The sequence below is a fragment of the Xanthomonas sp. 10-10 genome, from assembly GCF_040182365.1.
GTDB classification, from domain to species: domain Bacteria; phylum Pseudomonadota; class Gammaproteobacteria; order Xanthomonadales; family Xanthomonadaceae; genus Xanthomonas; species Xanthomonas arboricola_F.
Map to the genome: position 1 here is coordinate 277534 of NZ_CP144460.1, position 19803 is coordinate 297336.

Below are 19803 nucleotides of genomic sequence, written 5' to 3' on the forward strand. Positions count from 1 at the left end.
TAGGCTGATCCGGGCCAAGCATTTTCAGTTGCGATCTGAGTACGACGGAGAGCCTTCCAAGGCTGCGCTTGAGAGCATTTCATGCATTGCAACGGAAGTGATTTCTGACTTCCCGGTGCCCTAGGATTTAGATGATTAATATGGGATCGGGTTCACTTAAGAAGTCAACGTGACCTCATCTCCTAGACCCCATTCCCCAGATGGCACACCCCCGCCAGCACGGATGTGTGGGCGTATGCGGTCAATGACCGGAAGGGCAGGTCAGGGCAAGCGTGCGGCTCCCATTGACCCATCTCAAGACCGTCTAGGCACCACCTCCCCGGCCTCGTCCATTGCTATGATCCGGTCGCAGGGGAGGGGGCCACGGATTACTCGAATCGCCCGGGTAAGCCCGGACAGGATCGTCACGCCACGGGCCGGAGTCGGCTCAATGTAGGATAAGTGATTGATATGGGTGTAGACCTTAAAAATAAAGCTGGCACTGAATTCTATTTCTCAACGGTAGGGTGGTCGTTTTATTTGAACTTGGCTTCGGTTTATGGATGGAAGCCAGAAGGAACATCGCCCCCTCTTGACTGGATCAATACAGACCCTTGGGGAGCACATTATGACTGGAATGCGGGGCAATCTGTCGCTGAGTCAGACGCAAGAGAGCTAACTGCTGCACTGGGACGCTATCTATCGGATCCAAATCGCACTGAGCGAGCATTGGATATTGCTAAGAAATTTGAAGAGATTGGTGTTTTTGTAGCCATCCCTGATTCTGAAGATGGGTTTATTGAGAAATTTATAGCTTTCGCTAGAGGTGGAGCTTTTGAGATTTGGTAGGTGAAATAGGGCGAATAAAGAAAGGCGGGGTCAGATTGCCTTGTTTAGATAAACCGACTAGATAACGCTCATGGCCATGTTCCGCGCTCAACATCTGCGGAGAAGCGCTCTCAGATCTCTATCAACGCTTTGCCACCTAAAGTGGTTTATATTCCAAAAAAACTGACAGCAATGTCCCCCTCACGGAGCGTAGAGATCCCCATCGTCGCGCGCTGCCACGTGCGGTGTGGTGCCGCGCATGGTGCGACGTTGCGCATGCGTCCCGCATCCCATGCTTGTGTCTGATTCACCCAGTGGACGTGTATGAGCCTTCTTCACCTGGGCAGGCAGATGCTGCTGTCTTCAATCGAGAGGGAGTGGAGCATGAAACAGTCACTGTTGGTCCTGTCCATGGTCGCAGCGCTGGCGCTCGCTGGCTGCAAGCCTGATGCCGACAAGGAGGCCGCAGCGCCTGCCGCGTCCACCGAGCCGACGCCGACCGGTGGCGCGGCGACCCCGACCACGCCGCCTGTTGGCGAGGCCAGCCCGGCGCCGGAAGGCGCGGCGCGTGCGAGTTCCGGAGACGACATCGCCCTGGGCCTGCTCGGGGCGGTGAACAACCACGAGATCGCCGCAGCGAAGCAGGCGCAGGACAAGAAGGTCACCGGCGCGGTGCTGGAGTACGCGAAGATGATGGAGAAAGAGCACACCGAGAACCTGGAAAAGACCAAGGCGCTTGGAACGCTGGCCGAAACCCCGGACGTCAAGAAGCTGGAGAGCAAGGGCGAGCAGGACCTGTCTACGCTGGGGCAGACGCCCGGCAACGACTACGCGGCGGCCTACATCGATGCAATGATCGCCGGGCACAAGGATGCGTTGCAGCTGATCCAGACGCAGATGATGACGGTGGCGTCGACCGAGCCGGTCAAGCAGCACCTGACCGAGACCAAGACGCACGTCGAGCAGCACCTGGCGAAGGCGGAAGCCATCAAGAAGGCGATGTGAGCGTGGGTGTGGCAGATCGCCGGTCTGCCACACCGGGTCTGCAAGCGGCAAGGCAGCGACATCGATGTTTTTTTGGAGCGTTTGGCACCTGAAAAGAGGGGGGGAGAAAAAAGCAATTCCTTCTATAACGGCCAGCTGCGCTGACACGCCGGAAGAACCGAGTCAGGTTCACTTTGTAGTTCGACATAGCCTCCGTTTGCCGGGCGTTATGCCTTGCATGATTAGGCGTAACAGGATGGGCCCACACGGATGCGGCCTAACGCCTGTTGGCAGCGGCATGTGCATATCTGGAAAATCGATGAGCTTCAAATGCGTGTAGCAATTGACTGCTGTCAGGGAGTTCGCGAGGATCGGTTTATGCCGTGCTTAGGCGGTACGACAGTCCTTAGGCCCATGAAAAAATTACTCGCACTTATGAGCTTCATCATTCTGGCAGCGTGCACATCGGATGTTGTGGAGAGCAACTACGCCACTCTCGCCGAAGCTCGCGCTGACCAACTCTTTGGTCGCGGATGGCTGCCCGACGTGCTCCCCGCGTCAGCTTTCAATATCCGCACCAGTAACAATGTTGACCTGAATCAATCGGAGGGCGAATTCTCCTTCCGCTCGGTCGACTCGGGCGAGCTTTTCCAAAGGTTGCACAGAGGTCCTCCCGACGCAGTGCCGTACCCTGAGTATTTGGCTAACATCTCGGCGCAAGCAAGTCTTGGCTACTCGGTTTGGTCTCTGCAGAAGGAGCAGGCAACGTGGGTGTTCTTCTGTCGTGCATCGGAGGGGCGCTGCATCTACACCATGTGGCTTGACCGGCAAGTGCCTAACAAGTCGAAGAACGGGGGCAGGGTCACTTAAGGAATCAACCTCAAAGAAATGGGGTCAGGTTCACTTATTTTATAAGTCAGCGAGATAGGCAATAAGACATCTCCGCGTCTCGCATCGAAAGACCGCAATCTTGGATCCCTATCAGCGCCCTGCCACCCGGAGTGGTTGACATACGAACAAACCCGTAGTCAAAAAGCTGAGAGGCGAGGTCTGGCCCACTTTAAAAAGCAAGTTATGCCTTCTGCTTTCCAGTGAGAACAGTCAGGTACTTCGTTTCAAGGGGTTTAGTGGTTGATCAAGGCCAACATCTTGCTGAAGATGATGTTTTTCACGCTTCGGCAAGTCATACCTAGGTGTCGAGAGAGAATGAAACGCATCTGTATGCTTCTTTTTGTAGTACTCGTAGCTCCCGCACGAGCGACGACTCCACCACCCGCAGCCCCTTTCTCGGAAAAAGTGTGCCGCGCTGAAAGTGTCTTGATTGGTGTTGCTTCTCGCTTAAAGGTGGTTGGAGTTCCAGGCTGTGCTACCCGTGGCGATGGGAAGCACCTCACCATGTGCGAGGAAGTTCAGGTAAAAGTAGAAGTCCAACGCGTGCTCCGGACGGTCGGATCCAATCCGCCGACGGTGCTCACGTACCGCTTCGGCGGCGGTCTTTTCAATGTCGACAACCTCCGCAAGGATCTTTTGTCCGGCCCTCGCTACTTCTTTTTGGCCGCTCCGTCCTCGGACAAAGCGCCGATTTTCCGCACGTCTTATCCATGGCTCCTGGGAGCTACTGTCAATGTCGAGAACGACGCTGAGGTTCGGCAGGTGCTGGAGCAGTGTCCGCCCGTCTAACCATTCGCTCAAGCCAAGTCCCCTTTGCCAAGAGCAGGGCTCGGTGTAGTTAATAAGTCAACTTACCCCTTCCCAGGGCTCCCATCACGGGTAAGGTTCTGGAGGAGGCCTTTGCGCAATCGTTTGGCCATGGTGCTCATGCTCTCCGCTTGTGCAGGCATGGCCTGCGGCGCTCGGCCACCCTACACAAACGCAAAGATTTTCTATCGGTCGTTCGATAGCACCTCGATCATGGATCTGGATGCTGCGGCTGCAGTTGGAGTGCTGCGGGAGAAAGACCATTCGTCTGACGCGCTTCGTTACAGATGACGGCAACGCTCCCGCCATTACAACCTCCAGTACACGCCCGCGCACGATCCGGAGTATACGAGCGGTTTGATCAGCCTCTGGCAGTGGGTGAATCGGCCTCGCCCCACATAGGAATTCCTGATTCAACGGCAAACGCTGTAGTGACATATAGAATCACGCATGTGCCCAGTAGTTGAACTTGAAACGGTCGGTCTGACGATCCCAGGCCGTCGCGACGCCTGAGCTTTCGCATCGCGGGGTAGGTCATTGATAAGCATGGCCGCCGTGGCTGTGGCGCAGCCAGGGACGATAACTGAGCAGGCGCTTGTCCGTCGCGCCTTAGCACTGGACTGGCTACCACAGCACTCTGCGCGTTGGACAGCCGGCGGTGCCGAATTCTCACACCCCGCGCGGGCCGCATGATACCCTCACCACCGCCATTCTGGCGAAGACGGAAAATCAGGTGACCCAGCCGACACCATCGCAAGCGGTGCCGGGGCTGTCCCGCTAAGCCACGCTCATTGTAAGCGGCTCGGAGACAGACATGTCATTTCAACCACTACCAGGGAGGTATTCATCGTGAAACTACGCACCACTGCCGCCAATTTCGTACTGGCTGCGGCTTTAGGCCTTGGCTTGAGCGCCCCTGCGCGCGCCCAGACGGTAGATCCTTGCTCGGTGTTTCTGTGCATGGCCGCCGTGTCCGGTTTCGGTGCACCGAGTGCCGAATGTGCAGCGCCGATAACGGCCTTCCACGCCATCCAGATATGGGACCCGTACTTCGACTCGCCGGCTACGGCGGCGGCACGCCGGACATATCTGATGACATGTCCAGGTGCGAGCGTACCGAATCAAGCGGTCCTGGAAGCGATCATCTCGCAGTGGGGCTACACACCTTGACGGGAATCGCCCGCTGACCTAGAGAAGCACCTGCTTCCGAGTCTTTGCCTACCGCCAGACCCCTGCTCGCCAGGGGCATCGCAATACTTTCTGTGCCATTTGGTTCCTAGGCATCTGCCAGTGGCAAGTGAAGCCGCTACCTGCATGTTCGCCGCTGGATCGCGCACTCTGCCCTTGTCTGTTCGCTCGGTTGGCCGCGTTCCTGGCGGACGCAGCAAGCGCCATCACGTCGCTGCCGGTGATCGCCAGTGTGTTGCCGGCGACCAGGGTGACGTTGCCCTCCAGGCTGCCAACGGTGGTGCCGGTGTGGCTGACATCGGCGATGTCGGCCTCGGTCTTGACCGTCTGCTTGCCGATGGTGAAACCGATGCCGCCGCTGCCGAACAGCCCGGTCTTGACCGTCTTTTTGTCGTGCGCCTCGCTGTGCGTGCTCTGCGCTGTCTCAAGGGTCAGGTTGTTGCCCGCTGCCAGCACGACATCACCGGTGCCGACAATCTGCGTGCCTTGGGAGAGCAGGTCGTTGCCGGCGGCGATACGCACGCTCTCGCCACTGAGCGAACTGGTGACTGCCAGGCTATCGTGGGTTTCGTCGTGGGTGGTGACGGTCTTGCCGGATAATGCTTCCTTCTTGCGGATTTCCTTATCGACCACCGCATCATGCCGTAAGCTCCCCCGTCAAGCAGGCACTTCAAAAGTAGAGCTTTCGGCGTGCTTGTTGCGGTACTCGACCGGGGTCATTCCGCCGAGCGAATCATGGGATCTTGCTTCGTTGTAGTCGATCATCCACCAGTGGGCGGCTTCGCGCACATCGTCGAGGCAGGCGAAGAAATTCAGGTCGAGCACTTCCTCGCGGAACGTGCGATTGAAGCGCTCAATGAAGGCATTCTGATTTGGCTTTCCCGGCTGGATGTACTGCAGTGCGACGCCATTCGTCTTGAGCCAGCTGGTGAACGCTTCGCCCAGGAACTCGGGGCCGTTGTCCGAGCGCACCACCTGCGGCAAGCCATGATCGCGTTTGATCTGCTCGAACACACGCACAAGCCGTTGCGAGTTGATCGAGGTGTCAACCTCGATGTGCAGCGCCTCGCGATTGAAGTCATCCACCACGTTGAAGGTGCGAAAGCGTCGTCCGCATGCCAGCGCATCGCTCATGAAGTCGACCGACCAGACCGTGTCTGGCAGCCTCGGCACGTAGAGCGGCACCCGCTCACGCTTGGGAAGGCGACGCTTTGCAGCGCGGCGTAGGTTGAGCTTCATGGCCTTGTAAACGCGATAGGTGCGTTTGGGATTCCAGCCTGGTTGCTGCTTGCGAAGGTAGTCGCTGCACTTCCAGAAGCCACGACTGGGGTGCGCTTCAACGTAACGCGCGATCTCGGCAATCAGCTCGGCATCGCGCACCGTCCAGTCCAGAGGCGGTGCGTACCAGGCGGCACGCGACAGCCCGACGCATGCACAGGACCGGCGCAACGGCCGCGCGTGGACCTCGATAAGGAACCGCACCGCCTCGCGCTTACGCGCCGGCCCTAGAGTTTTTTTGCGATCAGGTCCTTCATTGCCGCGTTGTCGAGCGCCAACTCGGCGTACATCCGTTTGAGCTTGGCGTTCTCGGACTCGAGCTCCTTGACCCGCAGCAGCTCGGACGCCTCCAAGCCGCCGTACTTGCTCTTCCACTGGTAATAGGTCGCCGTGCTGATGCCGACTTGGCGACAGATGTCTTTGACTGGAACGCCTGCGTCAGCCTGCTTGAGCGTGGCGATGATCTGTGTCTCGGTGAACTTCGATGTGCGCATGGAACCTCCTGACTTGGGAACGATGCCAGAAAGATCTACTTATGCGGTGTCTGCCGATCGGGGGAGCTTACGCCTCGCCGAATTGCGCGCCGACAAGGCCTACGACATCGACCGCTGTCGCGCCTTCCTCAAGCAGCGCGGCATCATTGCGCGGACTGCACGCAAAATGATCGAGCGCAACGACCGGTTGGGCCGTCATCGCTGGGTCGTCGAACGCACGCATGCCTGGTTCGCATGCATGGGCAAATTGCCCATCCGCTTTGAACGCCGCATCGATCTCCACTGAGCGTTGCTCTCGCTTGCATGCTCCATCATCTGCCTACGGCTTCTTCCTGGGTTTTGTTAGCTGCTCTAAGATTCTGACCACTTTGCCCAAGCTTCCAAGTATCGAGAAGATTCCGTATCGAGACGGCCACGTATTTCATTGGCAAGCGCACTATTTTTCATTGAAGATTTGTGTAGCTCTTCCAAAAGCCCTGTCGCAACAGAAGTGGATAGGCTGCCTTTTTTTTCCATTGCCACTTTTATTAAATGGAAAATATTATTTCTATTTTTTTCGTGCAGCAAATTAAAATCATTCACAAAATATCTTCCTAGTGATGAAAATATCAGCGTCCATGGAATATCCTCCCCCCACTCTTTTAGATTGGACGAGTAGTCTCTTGGCGAAAGATTCTCAATAAAATCTTGATAAAAATCATGAAAATCCACTTTATTCTCCTTTAAGTGCGTTCTGCATGTCTTCAATCACCTTCATAGCTGAGTATTTATCCGCTGTAGAGGCCTTAGGGTTTTCTTTGAGCCATCGCTGGAGCGCCCTAGTATAGTCCCGCGCTTTTTGTGAATGTGATCTTCCTCCAACCAGTTCGCCCGTTCTCATTTCATAGCGAACGGCATCGGCAGTACTTCCAGCCCCTATTTTTGCACCATCACGGTACAGATCATCAATCAACGACGATAAATTGGAATCAGCTACGGTTGGTTTGGACATCCCTGCAAGCAAGTCTTTCCTGTAATTCGCTCCAGATGTTGCGTCCGCTTCGCCATTAGACCGTACTACGGGAGGTGTCCCTGCCTCACTATCTGTGTCCCAAGTTGAAATCCATGGATCGCGCTTTACATCAGGTTTAGCAAGCTCAAACTTCTTGGGTTCGACTGGTTTAATTCTATCTGGAACTGCGTCGGGCATACGCAGCACCTTCAGCATGGCGACCTCTGAACCTAAACTCGCTGCAGTGGCAACGAGGAGTCGAGCGCGCTCTTCCGTCGTCATTGTCAATGACCCACTGATTCCGTACTGCATATACAATCCGGGTAGCGGCGCTTGCGAATAGTTTCTCAGTGCGCCGCCCGCGTTTAGCAGTCCGTTCCAGGTACTTTTTGCCAAATCCGCAGTCACATCGATACCGGGCCGCGCGAAGAATGCGGCAAGATCAACAGCACTATTCCCTATGCTGCGAGTCAGGTAACCCAACTCCTGGGCAGGGCCGTACCCAGAAAATATCGCCTGATCTTCTGTAATAGTCGTTCCCGTCCAGTAGGTACTCTGCCTGCTTAATTGCTCAGCCTTATACTCCTCGCGGGTCCAGCCAGCCCCTGCCATGTAGTCTTGACCCATTTCCTGAGCCACCGAGCTTTGATAAGCGATCCATTCCTTTTCTCTTGCGATATCGATCGCATCTACTTCTCTTGTGATTCCATCTTTACAGGCCTGTACGTTGCCTCCAGCTTTATCGCATGCACTGCGCAGCACATCTGCTGCATTGATTTCTTCGCGTGATAACCAATTGTTAGCCACAGCATTTTTAGCGATGTTTGCGCTAATAGCGGCATCAGCCAAGCTGCCACCAGCCAAGCCGCCAGCAATCGCCCCAACCGCCTGCGACAAGGCCACCAGCATCTGCTTGTCCTGTTCCGGCAGCAGGTTCGGATTGAACTTCCCCGTCACTGGGTCGATGGCACGCGGATCGTCGCCGTAGAGCGTTTGGGTCAGGTATTTTGCTGCCAGCTCGCCACCGGCGCCTGCCAGCGCGCCGCCGCCCGCGGACGCGCCGTTGACTTCGGCAAGCACCGCACCAAGCACCGCATGCGACACCAGCTGCAACACCGCGTTCGGGTTGCTGCCGTGGTTTGGGTCGAAGGTTTTGCCAATCAGCTGTGCGGCGTAGGGTGCCAATGCGTTGGTGGCAACTTGGCCAGCACTTTGGCCGGAGACGCCGCCCACCACGACGGTGGTGACCGCTTGCAGTGCACGACTGTAGTCGCCGCCGATGCCCCAGTGTTGCTTAGCCTCGGAGGCCGCGCTGTACTCTGGGTTGCTTTGCGTGAATACCTCACGACGCTGATCGGCGGTCAACGCGTTAAAGGCGTCTCGCTTGTCCTGCGTGTCCAGGCCTTCGATGTACTTCGCTTCGATCGCGTCGGCCTTGCGTTCTGCGGCGTCAGCAATGTCATCGCCAATCTGCTTGGCGGTGGTCATCACCGCACCGGTCGCCGCCGCCATCGCCTGCTGCTCGCCCAGGACCTTGCGCACGTCCGGCAGGGCCGCCACGGCTTCGTGTGCCGTGCTGGCATCGGTGTTGATGCCCGTCGCTGCTGCCGTGGTGGTCTTGCCGCCGATCTTGATAGTGCCTTCAGTTAGCGTGGCGCGGGTATAGCTGGTGTCGCTGCCGCTTTGGATGACTGGGATGCCGGGGTTGAAGCTGCTGTAGTCGGCCTCGCCGTAGTTGCCGTTGACGATGTTGTGGCCAATATTCTTGAATTGATCGCCGACGCTGGGCTGGGTGGGATTCCCGTCGGCATCTTTGGCGCTTTCGCCCGTACTTCCGATACCACCACTGATCGCCGCCGATACCGTGCTGTAGTCCATCCGATTTTTCAGATCGGTGAACGTCAGCGCGTCGGCGGTCAGTTCGCTGGCGCCGGCATTGGTGCTGGCGATGGCACCGCCGATCAGGTTCACGTTGCCAGCGGTGACGTGATAGCCACCATTGCCCGCGAACAGGCCCGATTGCTCGACCACACCCAGATAGTTACCGTTGGCCTTGGCGCCGCTTGCGTACCCGCTGGCATCCCAAGCGGTACCCGCTGAGACCTGCACCCGGCCACCGACGCTGCTTTCCTTGGACTGGATATCCAGCTTGTCTTGCAGCGATTCGATGGTGAGGTCGCCACCAACCTGTGCGTCGATCCGGTCGCCCTTGACCACCGCACCACGCAGTGTGGTGTCGCCCTCTGATTTGAGGACGATGTTCTGGCCGGCCAGCTGGGTGTTCTGCCAAGTGCTGCCGTCCACGTTCGACTTGTGGCTGCCTGCACTCGCCTGCACGTACGCGTACACGCCAGTCTGCGCGCCCACCGATGCACCCACACCCACTTCGAAGCCGGCATTGCTGCCCTTGCTCTGCTCGGTAGTGCTGGAGTTGCCTGCTTCCAGCACCAGATCGCGTGCCGAGTCCAGGCTCAGCGTGTCGCCGGCCTTGAGGTTGCCCTGCACGATATGCAGGTCGCCTTCGGTGGTTTTCAGGCGGACATTGCCACCACCGGTGATGGTCGAGCCTTGCGATATCTGGCTGCTGCTGTTGAAGCTGCTCTCGTTGGTGGCGAAGCCCACACCTGCTTCCACACTGAGCAGCGAGCCACTTTGAACAGCCTTCGCCGTTTGATAGGCATTTGCCGCTGCCGCCATGCCCTGCATCGCGCCGAGCCGCCCATCGGACTTGCGGGCGTCATCCACGTTGTTGATCAAATCGATCAGCGGGGACTTGATGCGCGCGAACGCGCCGATCTTGAGGTCGTCGTCCTGCTGCGAGGCGGAGCTGCTGGTGTTGGCGGTCAGCAACTGGATCGAGGCAGCAGTGATGTCCACGTTTTTGGCAGCAACCACATTGCTGGCCGATTGCGTGTACGCACCGCCAGCCGTCAGGCTGACATTGCCGCCCAGGCTGCCGACGTTGCTGGCCACCTGCGCCACCTGTGCGCTGTCGTCGGTGTGGTTCTTCTTGTTGTAGCCGGCAAAACGCTCGGTGTCGGAGATGACCACCGTACCGATGCCCTTGCTGGTGGACTGGTTGGCGTTGCCCAGGAGGTCCTGCCCGCTCTGGATGGTCAGGTCGCCGGCCGCACGTATGCTCACATCGCCCTGTGCCGCGATATTGCTTGCAGTGAGGGAGATGTCGCCCTGCGTAGTGGTCAGGCTGGCGTTGCCGCCCACCGACAACTGCGTACCGGTGATGGTGTCGGTCTGGCCGTTGCCGGTGCCTTGCTGGTTGTAATTGCCGTACGGCAAGCCGGCGGCATTGTTGAAGCCCCAGCCTTTGCCAGTGCTGGCGTTGCCGCTGGACTGGGTGTTGTGCGCAACGTCGAACACGATGTCCTTGCTGGCCAGCAGCAGCGCATTGCCCTCCGCGGACATTTGCGTACCCTGGCTGGTGATCGAGCCGTCGCTGGCGAGCAGCGTGAGGTTGCCGCCTGCCGCGATTTGGCTGACGCGCGCATCGCTGGTGCTTTCAGTCTGCGACGCGTTGGAGCGATGGCTGCTGGCCTGGATGACCACCGGGGTGATCGCGGCCATGGTACCGGCTGCGGCGCCTTCGGCATCGCGGCTGATCTTGCTCATGGTCGAACCGGTATCGACCATGTTCTTGGTGGTCGAATCGCGGGCGCTGCGGTACGACGCGCCCGGGTCGTAGGTCACGCCCACCGAGAAGCCGCTGGACTTGCTTGATTGGCTGGCCTGATGATCGACTGTGTCCTGACGCGCCAGCAGGGCGATGTCCCTGGCCGCCAGGGTCACGTCCTTACCGGCACCGATGTCGGAGGCAGCGATGGTCAACTGATTGCCTGCGCTGATCACCAGATTGCCCTCGGTCGAACCCACCGACGAGGCGACCTGGGTGACGGTACGTGTGGACTCCTGGCTATCGCTGCTGGACTTGGAATAGCCCACGCTCGCGACACCACCGCCACTTGCGCCGGTCAGCCCTGATTTCTTCTGGCGAACGCTGTGCGCTTCACTGCTGGTGTCCTGTGCCGATTCGATGGTGACGTTGTTGCCTGCGGCGAGACGCACATTGTCCTCAGCAAGCACCGTCGAGCCCACAACGGCCAAGTCGTTGCCCGCGACCATGTTGACGGTCTTGCCGCTCAGCGAGGAACCGATGGCGAGACTGTCGTGCCATTCGTCGTGCGTGGTGGTCTTCTCATTGGAGAAGGTGCTCTTCTTGCGCGTTTCCTTATCCACCACCGCGTCATGCTGCTCCTGCGTGGCCAGCAGCTTGATGTCGTTGCCTGCCGCCAGCGCGATGCCGCCGGTCTGGCTGGCGACCGCGGTCGAGGCCAGGGTGAGGTCGCGGCCGGCCTGCATGACGATGTTGTCGCCGGCACCGAGCTGGGTGCCGCGTACGCTCTCGTCGTAGCTCGATGTCGCCAGCGAATTGCTCTTGGTGACGGTGCTGCGCTCCTGCGAGCTGCTATCTACGGCGGCGACGCTGTTGATGTCGCGCCCGGCCTGCAAGGCCATGCTCTTGCCTGCGCCCACCTGCGTGGCCGTTAGATTCAGATCGTTGCCCGCTGCCAGCACCACGTTGCCGGCGCCCTGGATAGTCGTGCCGGCGTGGGTGGTCTCGCTGCTGCGCTGGAAGTTGCGGTCGTTGGCGGTGGTGTTGGTGCTGTGCGAGAGCGTCTGTGTGCCGACGTTGAGGGTGTTGCCTGCCACCAGTTGGGTGAGGCCATCGGTGCCGGCGTTGCGTATCTGCGCAGCCTGCAGGTTGACGTCGCGGCCAGCCACCACCGACAGCACACCGCTGCCGTTGGCGCCGGTGACGTACAGGCCGGCGACGCGCTCGAGCTGGGTGGTGCTGTACTGGTGGAAGCCGCCGCCTTGCAGGGTTTCCACGGTGGAGGCCACCGTGACATCGCCGACCGCCTGCACGCTCAGCGCATCTACGGCGGTGACGCTGGCGCCTTCGATGCGGATGTCGCTGGCCGAGCGCAGCCCCACCTGGTTGCCGCTGATGCTGCCGCCCAGGTGCTCGATGCGCCCGGCATCGATGGACACCAGCTGGCGGCCGGCGATGGTGCCGGTGTTCTTCAGGCCGCCGGTCAGGCTGACGTCGACATTGGCGCCGGCCAGCAGTGCGCCGCCGGACTCCAGATCGCCAGGGCGTAGGCGTAGATAGACCTGTGGCACCAGCGCGGTGGTGGTGCTGCCATCGGGCAGGGTGACCGTCTGCTCCACCAGCCAGACGATGTCGCTGGTGAGCTGGGCCATCTGCGCATCGGTCAGCGCAACACCTGGACGCAGGTTCCAGGCCTTGCCCACGGTGGCGCCGGCATCCAGCAATGCCTGGTACTGCGCTTCGTCGCTCTTGTAGCCGTCGAGAAAACGCCGGCCGGTGAGCTGGCCGATCTGCTCGCGCACCAGCTTCTGCTCGTAGTAGCCATCGCCCAGACGTTTTTGCAGCGCATCGGCGGAGTAGCCCATCTGGTTGAGCAGATAGTCCGAGCCCAACCAGCTGCGGTAGTCGGTGAACTGCGGGTCGGTCTCGACCAGATAGGTGCCGCTGGCGGGCCTGAGCGTGAACAGGCTACCGGTCGGGGCGCGTGTATCGGGCGTGCCCATGGCGATGCGGTCCGGCGAGCCGCCGGCGGCATCGACCACGCGTGCGCCCGTCACCGGGCCGCTGCTCCCTACGCCACCGACGCTGCCGGCACCACTTTGTCCTGCGGCCTGCGTTGCCGCAGCCAGCGCACGGTCGGCGGCATTGGTGGCCACGCCCCCCGGGCCAGCAATGCCACCCATGCCGGTGCCGGTCGGCGCTGCCTGCGACCCACGGATGTTGAGGTTGGCCACCGCGGCGCCATCGCGCACGTTGGGTGCGTCGCGCCCCTGATTGAGGTTGCTCAGGTCGCCGACATCGATGCTCAGCGTGCCGCCGCTGGTGATGGCACTGCCGATCTGACCGATCTGTTCGGAGATCGCTGGATTGCTCCAGCTGCGGGTCGTGCCGTTGTACGCAGTGGTGACGTTGCTGAAGCTGTGGGTGCGGAACAGCGTGTAGGCCAGGTTGGTCACGTCGGCGTTCTGAGTGAGCCCGGCGATCGACAGATCGCCGCCTGCGGCAATGCGGGCGTATTCATTACGCAAGCTATCGGTACCGATGCGCATCGTGCCGCCGGCATGGATGACCGCTTCTGGCCCCGCGCCGGGTTGCAGCACGTCTTCGACCACCGTGCGCGTCGCCATGCGATAACGCTCGTTGTCGCTGAGCCTGCCGCCGCCGGTGCCCTGGGGGTTCATCAGGATGTGGTCGGGATCGGTGTAGGCGAACTGTGCCCACAGCTGCACGCAATTGGTGGTGCAGGTGCCGTAGGCGTTTGAATAGCGCAAGGTATCGCTGTTGTAGCGGAATGCCGGTGAGCCGGGCTGAATCTGCGACAGCTCGCGGAAGGGGTCGTCCGCGCCCGCTGACACCTGGTCCGGATTGACCTGATTGTCCTGCCTGCCAGTGTAATAAATGGTCAGCGTGCCCGATTGAGGATCCATGCGCGATCGCTCGCCGGTGGCCTGATACATGCCGCCGCGCGCGAAGAAGTAGGCGCTGGTCTGCGGCGTGACGCGGATGACCGCGCGGCGCACCTGATAGCCATCCGGGGTGATGTAGGGGGTGTCTTCCAGGATGTCTTGCGGGTTGAGGTAGTACACCTCGGACGCGGCATAGTTGCTCGTCGAGCGGATGTTGGAGGTGTCGTTCTCGCCATTGTTGCGCCAGGTCGGCTGATCCAGGCGCACCGGGGCCAGCGTGGTGGTGGTCTGGGTGACCACCACATTCTGGCGGATGTTGTTGATGGTGGTGGCTTGCAGATCGAGATCGCCGGCCACCTCGATGGTGGAGCCGAGATTGTCGACCCGACGTGCGGTGCCGGTGGCGAGGCGATTGCTATCCAGCGCGCCGCCGATGGCGGCATTGCCATCGCTGTAGATCAGGCCGCGATCGGTATTGGTCAGTTGACCGACACCCAGGTCCAGGCGCTCGCGTGCGGCCACGGTGGCCACACGGGTGACACCGGCAATGGTCTCGGCACGGTTTTGCAAGGTACCTGCGGCGATCGCGACGTGGTCGCCATAGACGCGTCCGGTGCCGACGTTGTCCAGCGTTGCCGCTTGCAGATGGGTAACCGCGCCGTCGATCAAGCCGCGGTTGACCAGCTGACCGCCGGTGGCGATGTGGGTGATGCCCTGGCCGGTGATCTGCCCGTTGACGGCGTTGTCCACATTGCGCGCGGTCAGGTCCAGGTTGCCGGCGCGCAGGGTGCCCTGGTTGGAAAGGTCGCCATCGGTCTGAATGGTCAGGGTGCCGTTGGCGACCATCTCCCCCGTATTGGTCAACCCCTCACGCAGGCTGAGGGTGAGATTGCTCTGCGACTGCAGTTGCCCGTCGCCGCTGAGGTTGCGCGCGGTCACGCTCTGGTTGCCGTCCGACCGCAGCAGGCCGGCGCTGTTGGCGACGGCATCGGCCCGCATGTCCAGACTGCCGCCAGAGGAAATCTGGCCGCCTGCATTGTTGAGCGATGACGTCAGTTGCAGGTTGCCTGCCGCGTCGGTGATGACCTGCCCTTGGCGGTTGTCCAGCGATTGCGCCTGCAGCTGCAACTGCCTGGCTTGCAGACCCAGTGCGCCACTGCTGCGCGTATTGCGGTTATCGACGGTGGACGCATTCAAGGTCAGCACGCTGCCTGCAGCGACCAGGCCCGATTGGTTGTCGAGCGCACCGTTCAAGCCAAGGTCGACGTTCTGCCCGGCCTGCAGTCGGCCACCGACGTTATTCATGGTGGTGCCGGTGAGCGCGAAATTGCCCGCGGCGCTCAAGGCGCCGGCGGCGCTGTTATCGACGCTGGTCACCGTCAGGCGCGCATCGCCTTGCGCAAACACCGCGCCACCGCGGTTATCCAATGCACCGCCATCCACTTGCAGGCGGCCGCTGGCGAGAATGCCGCCATTGGCGCCGGAGCCGGTATTGGTAATCGTTTGGCCATTGGTCTGCAGCAACAAGGTTGCCTGCGACTGCAGGCGACCCCCGGCGTTGTTGAGCGCGCCGCTGCGGATATCCAGCGTGCCGACCTGGCTGCCGATGGTGCCGCCGGCGTTGTCCAGCAGTTGCGCCCGCGTGTCGACCAGCGCGCTGCCGCCAATGATGTTGCCTGCGCGATTGGAAAGACCGGCCGATTCCAGGCGCAGTGCGTTGGTCGCCTGGATGGCTCCGCCGTTGTTGCCGATTGCGTTAGCGGTAACGAGCGTGAGGTCGGTGCCGGCGATGACGTTGCCGGCCGCGTTGTCGAGGGTGGCGGCTTCCAGAACGAGTTGGGCTGCACTGGACACCACGCCCTGTGCGCGATTGTCGAGCAGTCCATCCACGTCCACCTGCAACATGCCGCCGGCCGCGTGCAAGGTACCGGCCTGGTTGTCGATGCTTGCCGCGGTGACGCGCCCGTCACCGGCCAGCAGGATCTTGCCCCGCTGGTTGTGCAAGGCCTGGGCAATGCTCAGCGTGGACTGCCCCGTAGCTGCGGCCTGCAGCGTCCCTTGGGTATTGATGAGCGTCTGTGCACCAAGCGCCAGCACACCGTTGCCGCCGATCGTGCCGCCGGTGTTGTCCAGCGTGTTGCCAATGCTCAGCCGCAGCTGTTGGTCACCGCTTGCCGACAGTTGGCCGCCTGCGGTGGTGAGGTTGCCGGTGTCCACCGCAATGGTGCGAGCAGAGGTGGTGGCATTGCGTAGATCGGTGCTCTGGCCGGTCACGTGCAAGGTGCCGTTGCTGATCAGCTTGCCGGCGTTACCGGCAAGTGTCTGTGCGTCGATCTGCAGCTGGCCGCTGCCTGCGTGCTGGATCGTGCCTTGTGTGTTGTCCAGCAGATCGCTGGTGAGCGACAAATCGCCATTGCCTGCAACGGTGCCGCCGGCATTGTTCAATGTATCGGCGTGGAGGGCGCTCGCAGTGCTGCCACTGGCGACAATGCGTCCGCCGCGGTTGTCCAGGGTCTGCGCCTGCAGCTGCACGCTGTCTGCGCCGATGGTTGCGTCACGGTGATCGATCGCGGTTGCCGCCACCGACAACGCGCCGCCGGTCACGATGGTGCCCTTGCTGCCGTCCAGCCGTGTGACGGCGATCTCCAGGCTGCCGCTGCCGGAGTGGCTGAGCGTTCCGTCCTGATTGATCAGCTGATTTGCACCAATGTGCAGAGCATTGCCATTGCTGGCAATGCGGCCGTTCGCGTTGTCCAGTTGCCCGCTGATGTCGAGACGGCCGCTGGCGCTGCCAGCGGCGACCAGGCTTCCGCCGCGGTTGGACAGGGCCGCGGCCTGCACGGCGAACGCGCCGTTGCCGGCGATCGTGCCGCCATCGTTGTTGAGCGCACCGGTGAGGGTCAGGCGCAACGTATCGGTACCGGTCGCACTCAGCTGGCCGCCTGCGGTGCTGAGGCTGCCGGCATCGACGACGATGCGCTCGGCCTGGGTGGTGCTGCCGGCGCCCAGATCGATGTCGCCGCCATCCAGCTGCAGGGCCCCCAGGCTGAGCAATTTGCCGCCTGCGCCCTGGAGTGCGTTGGCCTCAACGTTCAAGGTGCCGGTACCGGCGTGTTCGATCGCGCCGGCACGGTTATCCAACGTGGACGCGCGCGCGATGAGATCGCCGCTGGCCGCAAGGCGGCCACCCTGGCTGTTGTCCAGCAGGTTGCTTGCATTGACCTGCAATGCAGCGCCATTGGCTGCAACGACCGTGCCGCCGCGATTGATCACGCTGCCGGCTTGCAGCTGCACCGCGCCATTGCCGGAAATGGTTCCGGCGCTGTTGTCCAATGCGCCCCCCACCACCAGCGTGACGGCTTCGCTGCCCGCCGCCAGGAGCGCGCCACGCTGATTATCGACAGCGCCTGCGGCGATCGTAATGCCTGCATTGCTGGCGAGATTGCCATCGCGGTTGTCCAGGCCATCGCGCACGGTGAGCCGTAGCGCTTGATCGCCCAGCGATGTCACACGACCGCCCGCGGTACTGAGCGCATCCGCATCGATGCCAATCTGCTGGGCGGACGTGATGCCCTGTGCAAGATCGATGCGCCCACCATTGATTGCCAGCGCACCATTGCTGATCAGGCGTCCTGCGCGACCCTCCAGTGCAGTGGCATCGATGGCCAGCATGCCATTGCCGGCCTGTTGAATCTGGCCGCCCGCATTGCCTAGCGTGCCAGCGCGAATGCGTAGATCGCCATTGCCGGCGATGGTGCCGCCATCGCCGTTGTCGAGGCGGTCGCGCACCTGCAAGGCCGCCTGCTGGTTGCCGGTCGAGAGCAGCGCGCCGCCGCGGTTATCGATGCTGGTCGCTTGCAAGTCCAGCTGTGTGGTACTCACCGTGGCATTGCGATGATCCACTGCACCTGCGCGCCAGGTGAGCGCACCCGGTGTAGCGATGCTACCGCCGGCACCGGACCAGTCCTGCGCCGACAACGTCAGACCTTGCGTCCCGGCATGTTCGATGCGGCCCTGCGCATTGACCACTGCTTGCGCGCTGAGTTGCAGCGCTGCGGCATTGCTGGAGAGCACGCCGCCCTGGTTATCCAGCAGCCCGCGCACCTGCCAGGCTGCCGCTCCACTACCGGCATGGCGCAGCTCACCGCCGCGGTTGCTCAACGACTGTGCATCCAGGCCGAGCGTATTGGCCACCGAGAAGCGACCCTGGTCATTGGCCAACGCACCAAGCTGCAGGTCGGCATCGCCGTAGACGGCGAGCGTGCCGGCGCGGTTGCCCAGATCGCCGCGCGCAGTGAGTGCGGACACGCCGAGCCGCCCGCCGCTGTTGTCCAGCCCATTTGCAACCGACAGCGACACTGTGCCGCCGCCGTTGATACGGCCGCCATCGTTGTCCATCACGCCGGAGATAGTCACTGCGCCTGCGGCAAGCGGCGCGACGCCGGGTGCCGGCCCGCTGACGGGAGGCGTCGTGCCGCCGCTTCCACCATCAAAGCCGCCGGTGTTCTGATTGCCGTTGCCGTTGCCGTTGCCGGGCGTTGCGCCGTCGCTTGGCGCGACCGCGGCGATTGCACCGATGCTGCCATTGGCACGGTTACGCACACTACCGGCATTCAACGCCAGTGCCTGCACGCCGGTCTGCTCGATCGTGCCGTTCTGGTTGCGTAATGCAGCTGCATCGATCTGCAGCCGTTGCGCATTGAGTACGCCGCCGCTGTTGTCCAGATCGGCCGCTGTAGAGGCGCGCAATTCGCGCGTGGCGCTCAACGTGCCTGCATTGGCGATACCGCCCGTGGCGGTGATACGGGTGTCCTGGCGCGATTGCAATGCACCGGTGTTTTCCAGCCGGCCGTCCACCGTGACAACCAGTTCGCCGGCCTGTGCGCCGATGTTGCCGGCATTGCGCACACCGACTCCCTGTTCGTTGCCAACCAGCCAGATCTTGTTGGCAAACATGCCGCCTAGCGCGCCGACGTCCAGTGCGAAGGTCGGTGCCTGACCGGTAGCGGCTTGTGGCGCGACACGCGTTTGATCGGCGCTGACCACGTTGTTGCCCAGGCTGGCCTGCAACTGATTGGCCCAGATGCCCGCATTGACCTGCAACGAGCGGGTGATCAGATCGGTGTAATCCGCGCCGCTGGTATCCAGGCCGGCGCCGCCTACCTGGATGGCGCCGCCGGTCACGCGGTAGCCTTCCAGCGCCCCGCCGGAGAGGATGGGCGTGCCGGTGGTCAGCGTCACCCTGCTGGCGTTGAGGAACCCGCCGCCGTCGACCTGGATGCCGGACGGATTGGCAATGATCACCTCCGCACGGGGTCCGGCGACTTCCACGTACCCGTTGAGCCGGCTCGCTGGCCCGTTGACCTCATTGAGAATCACCCTGGCGCTGCCGGTGGCAAGCCACGGATTGCCCTGCACCCAGCCGCCTAACTGGGTCTGGGTTTGCCCGCGCGCATTGTTGAGGATGGCGCCTTCGCGGCCGACGTCGAACTGCGAGTAGCGGTTACGCGAGACGCCCGCTGCCGACGGCGTGGTGATGTTGACCATCGGCACGCCATTGGGAGCGGTCAGCACTGTCGGGCGTTCGCCGCCTGGCGCAGCTGGATCGGCCACGATACGGCCAGCCGACTGCGCCTGAGCGATGTCGACCATACTCACCAGGCCAAGGGCGCATAACAGCGCAAACTGCAGCGGCTCCATCGTGCGCCTGTGCACACGCGCGGTAGCGGCACCCTTGCTGCCACCGGGAGCACGTACCAATTCCGATGCCACTTGCCACACGCGCAGGGCGCGGTTGAAGACCAGGCGATAGATGCGATTCATGTCACT

Annotated in this window: 8 protein-coding genes and 1 pseudogene; 5 read left to right on the forward strand and 4 right to left on the reverse strand. The window is 61.6% G+C overall.

Annotated features, from left to right (window positions below; translation table 11 throughout):
• The first annotated feature begins 450 nt into the window (after window positions 1-450).
• The 4 genes from VZ068_RS01150 (at window position 451) to VZ068_RS01165 (ending at window position 3471) form a co-directional block, all read left to right on the forward strand.
• On the forward strand, window positions 451-828 hold the full coding sequence (locus tag VZ068_RS01150; RefSeq protein ID WP_349656639.1) for a hypothetical protein: 378 nt from the start codon (window positions 451-453) through the stop codon (window positions 826-828).
• A gap of 363 nt (window positions 829-1191) precedes the next feature.
• On the forward strand, window positions 1192-1812 hold the full coding sequence (locus VZ068_RS01155) for a DUF4142 domain-containing protein (RefSeq protein ID WP_259166775.1): 621 nt from the start codon (window positions 1192-1194) through the stop codon (window positions 1810-1812).
• 393 nt (window positions 1813-2205) lie between these two features.
• The gene (locus VZ068_RS01160) at window positions 2206-2661 is read left to right on the forward strand and encodes a hypothetical protein (RefSeq protein WP_349656640.1); all 456 of its coding nucleotides are present in this window, start codon (window positions 2206-2208) and stop codon (window positions 2659-2661) included.
• A 525-nt stretch (window positions 2662-3186) separates the two neighbouring features.
• Window positions 3187-3471, forward strand: coding sequence for a hypothetical protein (locus VZ068_RS01165; RefSeq protein ID WP_349656641.1), 285 nt, complete (start codon window positions 3187-3189; stop codon window positions 3469-3471).
• Window positions 3472-4707: 1236 nt separating this feature from the next.
• Here VZ068_RS01165 and VZ068_RS01170 read toward each other — a convergent pair.
• Window positions 4708-5199, reverse strand: coding sequence for a hemagglutinin repeat-containing protein (locus tag VZ068_RS01170; RefSeq protein ID WP_349656642.1), 492 nt, complete (start codon window positions 5197-5199; stop codon window positions 4708-4710).
• Window positions 5200-5334: 135 nt separating this feature from the next.
• Window positions 5335-6449 (reverse strand): IS3 family transposase gene (locus VZ068_RS01175; RefSeq protein ID WP_349656643.1). Its coding sequence is split into 2 segments (ribosomal slippage): window positions 5335-6197 and window positions 6197-6449, totalling 1116 coding nucleotides; the frame shifts between segments, so codons are not numbered across the junction.
• Window positions 6450-6528: 79 nt separating this feature from the next.
• On the opposite strand from VZ068_RS01175, the pseudogene VZ068_RS01180 reads away from it, so the two are divergent.
• Window positions 6529-6735: pseudogene (locus VZ068_RS01180) on the forward strand (IS5/IS1182 family transposase); the annotation flags it as partial.
• Between the two features lie 65 nt (window positions 6736-6800).
• On the opposite strand, the gene VZ068_RS01185 reads toward VZ068_RS01180, so the two are convergent.
• Both VZ068_RS01185 and VZ068_RS01190 read right to left on the reverse strand, forming a co-directional pair.
• Window positions 6801-7160, reverse strand: coding sequence for a hypothetical protein (locus tag VZ068_RS01185; protein ID WP_349656644.1), 360 nt, complete (start codon window positions 7158-7160; stop codon window positions 6801-6803).
• 1 nt (window position 7161) lies between these two features.
• The gene (locus VZ068_RS01190) at window positions 7162-19797 is read right to left on the reverse strand and encodes a hemagglutinin repeat-containing protein (protein ID WP_349656645.1); all 12636 of its coding nucleotides are present in this window, start codon (window positions 19795-19797) and stop codon (window positions 7162-7164) included.
• Window positions 19798-19803: the final 6 nt, after the last annotated feature.